We start from the raw sequence: 5,604 nt of genomic DNA, 5'->3' as shown, positions 1-5,604 counted from the left end.
ACTCATCGTGAACGCTCGATTGGACGTAAATGCGGTTCGCGGAAACGCAGGTCTGGCCGGCATTGCGGAACTTCGCCTGGACCGCACCGTCAACAGCACCGTCAATGTCGGCATCATCGAAGATGATGAAAGGTGCATTGCCGCCGAGTTCAAGGCTGACCTTCTTGATCTGGTCAGAGCACTGACGCATCAGCAGCCGTCCGACCTCGTTCGAACCGGTAAAGCTGATCTTTGGAATTGGTGCAGAGTTCACGGCCCACGCGATCACCTTCGGACGCATAGATCAGGTTGACCACGCCATCGGGAAAGCCGGCCTGATGGCGAGAGCAAACATTGCACCTAGCCACGCCACGATAAGATCGAGCGCGGCTTCGTTGCGTGCGGGTCTGTGGTCAGTGGAGGGCGGAGGAAAAGCGCTCGGCGTGCTCGCCCTCGCGATACCACTGGTTCGCGCCGGCAAGCGCCAGTTTCTGAGGCAAATCGCCGAACAGCTGGTAGAGCCTTACTCTCAGGGCTTGGCATCTATGTCGCCTACGACCGCCACATGCAGCCCGTCGCGTGCGAAAGCGGCTTTGTGGAAGGCGCTTAGATCGGAGGGCGTTACGCTAGTCAGCCTCCCTTGGGCGGTCTCGAATACGGATGCGTGCGTAGATTCCGCGCCGCCAGGCCAGCTCGGCGATCGCATGAGGTTCGCGCTCATTGGCAATGATTTCGGAGAGAAGCTGGGCGCGTATGCGGTCGAAAAGTGCTGGTGTAGCCGGATGCGGGTCCCGCCGCCGAGAATGTCGGCCAGCAGTCGAGCGCCGCGGCCCCGCACCAGGGACCGCCCATGAATGACTCATGCGAGGCGTCTCAAGGCTGTCCGCGATCCAGCGCCAGATCTCCGCCTCGCCCGAGACGCGCAGAGCTGGCCGGTTGTGCAGGAGCCGTCGGCAATATCCGCCTTCCTCGTTCGGATGGGTAACGCTTGCGATACGGAGTCTTGACTTTGGCAGTCGCTCTGTGACATTACCTATATAAAGTTCGAAAGAAGGCGATATGGATCATGCATAGGTCACAGAGACCCGAATGAAGGCAACGTATAAACGCACCTATTCGCGCTACGCGATGGAAGCGCTTGGCCTTTTCGGTAAGACCATCCGGCTTGGCCGGATGCAGCACCGGTTAACCGCACAGGAGTTAGCCGAGAGAATCGGTGTTTCACGCAGCACCCTGCAGCGCATCGAGAAGGGCGATCCCAAAGTCGAAATCGGACTGATGTTCGAAGCTGCTGCCATTGTCGGTGTGAAGCTGTTCGATGCCGACGGCAATGGCATCACAGCCCTCACAGGCCGCATGGACGATCGCATCGCGCTGCTGCCGAAGCACGTCTACAAGGCCGGCAAGCAGATCGTCGATGAGTTCTAAGGTCCCCAAGTACGACGAAGCCTATGTCTGGGTCTGGCTGCCGGGCGAGACCGCGCCGGTTGTCGCCGGGCGGCTATATGCCCATGACGGACTCGTCAGCTTCAACTATGGCAGGAGCTTTCGTGAACTGGGAAGCGCGATCCCGCTTTATCTCCCGGAACTGCCCCTGAAGGCAGGCGAATTGCCTTTGCTTCCTGGCCTAACCATGCCGGGATGCATCCGCGATGCTGCCCCTGATGCCTGGGGACGACGGGTTATCCTAAACCGCAAATTCGGTGTGAAGGGCGATGAAATCGCGCGGCTCGATATTTCAGAACTGACGTTCTTGCTGGAATCAGGCTCGGACCGCATCGGCGCGCTCGATTTTCAGTTTTCGCCAATGCATTACGAGCCGCGCGCACTGGCCAATGCCACTCTCGAAGAGCTTGTCCAATCGGCGGAGCGGGTAGAGAAAGGTATTCCGCTCACCCCCGAATTAGATCAGGCGCTGCATCACGGCAGCTCGATCGGCGGCGCAAGGCCAAAGGCGCTGATCGAGGGTGACGCCGTCAAGCATGTCGCGAAATTTTCCTCGTCTGCCGACCTTTACAGCGTCGTCAAAGGAGAATTCATAGCCATGCGGCTTGCCGCCTTGTGCGGCATCAGAGCGGCATCCGTCTCGCTCGTTCGCGCCGCAGGCAACGACGTGTTGCTCGTCGAGCGATTCGACCGGATCAAGGTCACGGGCGGCTGGCAACGCAAATCCATGGTCTCAGCGCTGACGATGCTCGCGCTCGATGAGATGATGGCGCGTTACGCCAGCTACCAGGATTTGGCGGAGATCATTCGCCACCGATTCACCGCGCCGTCGGAAACTCTGCGCGAGTTGTTCAGCCGCATTGTCTTCAACATACTTTGCGGCAACACCGACGATCATGCCCGCAACCATGCGGCATTCTGGGACGGCGCTAAGCTCACCCTCACGCCTGCGTACGATATTTGTCCGCAGGCCCGCAGTGGCCAGGAGGCCAGCCAGGCCATGCTCATCAGCGGCAATAACCGCATGAGCCGGATAGCGTCCTGCCTTGAAGCGGCGCATCACTTCCTGCTCAGCGCGCCGGAAGCTCTTGCGATTGTTGAAGGCCAGCTCCGATGCATTGCGGAGAATTGGCCGCGTGTCAGCGAGGAAGCTACGCTATCCGGCACAGATCGCAATCTGTTCTGGGGCCGACAGTTCCTCAATCCCTACGCTTTTACGGCGCTGGAAGGAAGCGCCGACGTTCTCCGCGCTCTGGCTGACGAACTACGCAACAGTGTTCACGCCTGATCCGGCGCTGGATTTCGGACAAGCTCGGCAAGCGCAAGACGCCCACAATATCGACAACCCTTGCCGTGCCAGGACGAAGATTGAACAAACGGCTCTTCAACAGTGACAACGTGCACTGCGGAGAGATGTGGAGCTGACACCGCAAAAGCCCAAGACGCGCGACTTCCCGCGATACAACTCCACATAACTGAGCGTCTACAAGCGGTGCAGCCAGCCAAACATCCAGCCATCAAAGCGATGATCGTCTGATCTTTTGCCGATGACATCACGTCGGGGAAGCCTTGTTCGAGCGCTTGCCGCTTCATATCGATACCGGCCTGGGCGTAGCGCATCGTTAGTTCAGCCCGAGTGGCCTGGCCATCGACTGATGGTGGCGATGTCAACACCCGCCTTGACGAGGTGGATGGCCGTCGTGTCCCGCAAAGGGCGATGATGGATGCTTTTTTCCGCCATGGTGGTTCCTTCGCCCGCAGCCATGTGTGCGCAGCAAGTATGGAACACCGAACCGGGTGAGCAGTGTGGGGCGGTCGTTGCTTTGCTCGGCGGGACAGGGCGATACCAGACGAAGGTCACAATCGAAGATTCAGGATCCCTGAACTCGTGCATCCGTATTGAACATCAGCGAAAACAGAGCGTAATCCCGCTGTCCAGAAGGCGTGCGGCGGACGATACGCGCCAGGACGCTCTTGATTTCCGGGCTCATCGAGATATTCGACAGGTGCCACCCACGCGCCCTCTTGAAGGGAAGTGTCACCACCAGTTGCAGCGTATCCTAATATTCGGGGTGCTCCGAAATCAGGAACCGCGCAAAGGCATCCATCGCCGCCAGCCTTGCATTGCGGGTCGCAACTGCCACGCTCGACCTCAAGTGATGTGAGAAAGCTGCCCATCCTGTCGGTATTGATGTCGGAGACCGCTTCTTTCAAGAATATCTTCCCGCTCTCCCGCGGCATGAGCCCGTGGCATGCTTCGGCCCAATGCTGTGGATTGATGTTTCTTCATGCCACAACCTCGCTGACGAGACCGCCGAAAGCCCCTTCAAAGCGGTCGGTGGCGATCTCTCGCAGCTTTGGAAGGTAGTGCATTGATTTTTCGTGGAATGGGGACCCTGTTTAAAGGGTGATTTTCGTCCAAACGGGACCCTTTAACGATGGGGTCATCAAGATGCCTCCGGCTTGATCGGAGGCATTTGTGTTTTGGATGTTGGTTTTAGAGACGATTGCAAAGATACGTCGGCTGTCGCTGGTCCAGGGGAAGTCGATCAAGGCGATCTGCCGTGAGCTGAAGATCTCGCGCAAGGTGGTGCGCAAGGTCCTGCGTTCTGAGCAGACGGAGTTCCGCTACGAGCGCAAGCACCAGCCCTATCCCCGCATGGGAGCTCGGCGTGAGACGCGGGACCGGCTGCTGTCGGCGAATGCGGCCAAGCCGCAGCGGGAGCGGCTGCCGGTCGCTTCGACGGCTTCCACTGCATTCCCCCGTCGGTGTCGAAGACCTGCACGGTGCGCTTCGACAACAACAAATACTCGGTGCTGTCGAGTGCCGTCGGTCGGCCCGTCGAGATCCATGCTTATGTCGATCGGATCGCATCCGCCAGAGGATGGCGTGGTCGTGGGAGAACACGTTCGCTCCTTTGGCCGCAACGAGGTCGTCTACGATCCCTGGCACACGGCGCGCGCCGTTCCTTAGCTGGGTCGTGCGGTCGGCAATGGAGAAGGTGCGGCGCAGCTCAAGGCGGTTGATGACGTCGACCGGCAGATGGTGTTGATCCTCACCTGGGTGCTGACCGACGGATTGAGCGCGGTCGAGGCCGCCTGTCAGGAAGCCATCGAGCACGGTGCATCGTCGGCGCCGGTGATCCTCAACATCCTGGCCCGCAGCCGCGATCCGGCGCCGGGCACGATCCTTTCCATTCCCCAAGCGCTGAAGCTAGCTCACGAGTGTCGCCGACTGCACCCGCTATGACAGTCTCAGGAGGACAAACAGCCATGGAACGCACCGAGGTACTGGAACTGATGGGAGCGCTGAAGCTCTACGGAATGCGCAGAGCCTATGACGAGATCATGGGCGCGTCGCCATCAAGCGACGGCACGAGCCGCCCAGGATTGTCGGTGATCTCTTGCAGGCCGAGATATCGGAGAAGCAGGCCCGCTCCATCAAATACCAGTTCGCTGTCGCCAAGTTGCCGCTGGCCAAGGACATCGACGACTTCGACTTCGCCGACACGCCGGTCACCCCCTGATGCGCGATCTCGCCCGGCCGCGCCTTCGTCGCCGATCAGCGCAACATCGTCCTGGTCGGCCGCCTTCACGGGTCACCCAACTCGCGCGGAAGGTCGACCGCATTGCGACGGGCGCGTGTCGACTTCCCAACAATGTCAGACAGGAGACGCAACGCTATCGGAGCGATCGCATTGCCCGAAACGATTTTCCCAGTTGGCACGACAATTGCGGTCCTATGCGCAAAAGCAAACTAGACCTGAGAGCCGCACCGCATGAATGTAGCCTCCCAATATCTGCCGCTTGTGGCGCATCACGAAGCCGGGCACGCGGTGGCCGCCATCGTTTTGCACCGTCAGACGTTCGACGACGACCGTGAACTCCCTGCTTTCTCAAGTGTTAGTATTTACCCCGACGCCGGTGACGGAGAGTGCGGTGGTGTTGTCGAAGGCGCGGGTTTTTATTCAGCGCAAGGATTCACCTCGAAGCGAAAGCCGATTTTCGAGGACGATATGGATCGATGTTTGGAACGCGATGATGCGATCCGGGAGATAGTTGCGTGTCTGGCAGGTCCTTTTGCAGACTCCGCATTCGAAGGCTATCTGGACCCGCGCGATATGGCGATGAATGCGTCCGATGGGAATGAGGGGAGCTGCGACTACGCGGATGCCAAGC

Annotated in this window: 4 protein-coding genes and 3 pseudogenes; 5 read left to right on the top strand and 2 right to left on the bottom strand. The window is 59.5% G+C overall.

Features of this window, described 5'->3' with window-relative positions; all coding sequences use genetic code 11:
• Positions 1 to 457, bottom strand: a pseudogene (locus EOA27_RS19490) (aldehyde dehydrogenase family protein); the annotation flags it as partial.
• Between the two features lie 611 nt (positions 458 to 1,068).
• On the opposite strand from EOA27_RS19490, the gene EOA27_RS19480 reads away from it, so the two are divergent.
• A complete protein-coding gene (locus tag EOA27_RS19480) occupies positions 1,069 to 1,407 on the top strand; it encodes a helix-turn-helix transcriptional regulator (protein ID WP_063169282.1) in 339 nt (112 codons plus the stop codon).
• On the top strand, positions 1,397 to 2,713 hold the full coding sequence (locus EOA27_RS19475) for a HipA domain-containing protein (RefSeq protein WP_063169281.1): 1,317 nt from the start codon (positions 1,397 to 1,399) through the stop codon (positions 2,711 to 2,713). The genes EOA27_RS19480 and EOA27_RS19475 overlap by 11 nt, the downstream gene beginning before the upstream one ends.
• Before the next feature lie 569 nt (positions 2,714 to 3,282).
• Here EOA27_RS19475 and EOA27_RS19470 read toward each other — a convergent pair.
• On the bottom strand, positions 3,283 to 3,639 hold the full coding sequence (locus tag EOA27_RS19470; protein WP_126080678.1) for a hypothetical protein: 357 nt from the start codon (positions 3,637 to 3,639) through the stop codon (positions 3,283 to 3,285).
• A 516-nt stretch (positions 3,640 to 4,155) separates the two neighbouring features.
• On the opposite strand from EOA27_RS19470, the pseudogene EOA27_RS42205 reads away from it, so the two are divergent.
• The 3 genes and pseudogenes from EOA27_RS42205 to EOA27_RS19455 form a co-directional block, all read left to right on the top strand.
• Positions 4,156 to 4,688, top strand: a pseudogene (locus EOA27_RS42205) (IS21 family transposase); the annotation flags it as partial.
• A 10-nt stretch (positions 4,689 to 4,698) separates the two neighbouring features.
• Positions 4,699 to 5,012, top strand: a pseudogene (locus EOA27_RS42200) (ATP-binding protein); the annotation flags it as partial.
• 192 nt (positions 5,013 to 5,204) lie between these two features.
• Positions 5,205 to 5,604: hypothetical protein (locus tag EOA27_RS19455; RefSeq protein WP_145970425.1), on the top strand; the 400-nt coding region annotated here is incomplete at its 3' end.

The organism is Mesorhizobium sp. M2A.F.Ca.ET.037.01.1.1 (assembly GCF_003998075.1).
GTDB lineage: Bacteria > Pseudomonadota > Alphaproteobacteria > Rhizobiales > Rhizobiaceae > Mesorhizobium.
This window is presented reverse-complemented; position numbering and strand designations above follow the sequence as displayed.

Bases quoted from the DNA above. Each gene is read 5' to 3' on its own strand.
- EOA27_RS19480 (WP_063169282.1), top strand. From the start codon at position 1,069: ATGAAGGCAACGTATAAACGCACCTATTCGCGCTACGCGATGGAAGCG.
- EOA27_RS19475 (WP_063169281.1), top strand. From the start codon at position 1,397: ATGAGTTCTAAGGTCCCCAAGTACGACGAAGCCTATGTCTGGGTCTGG.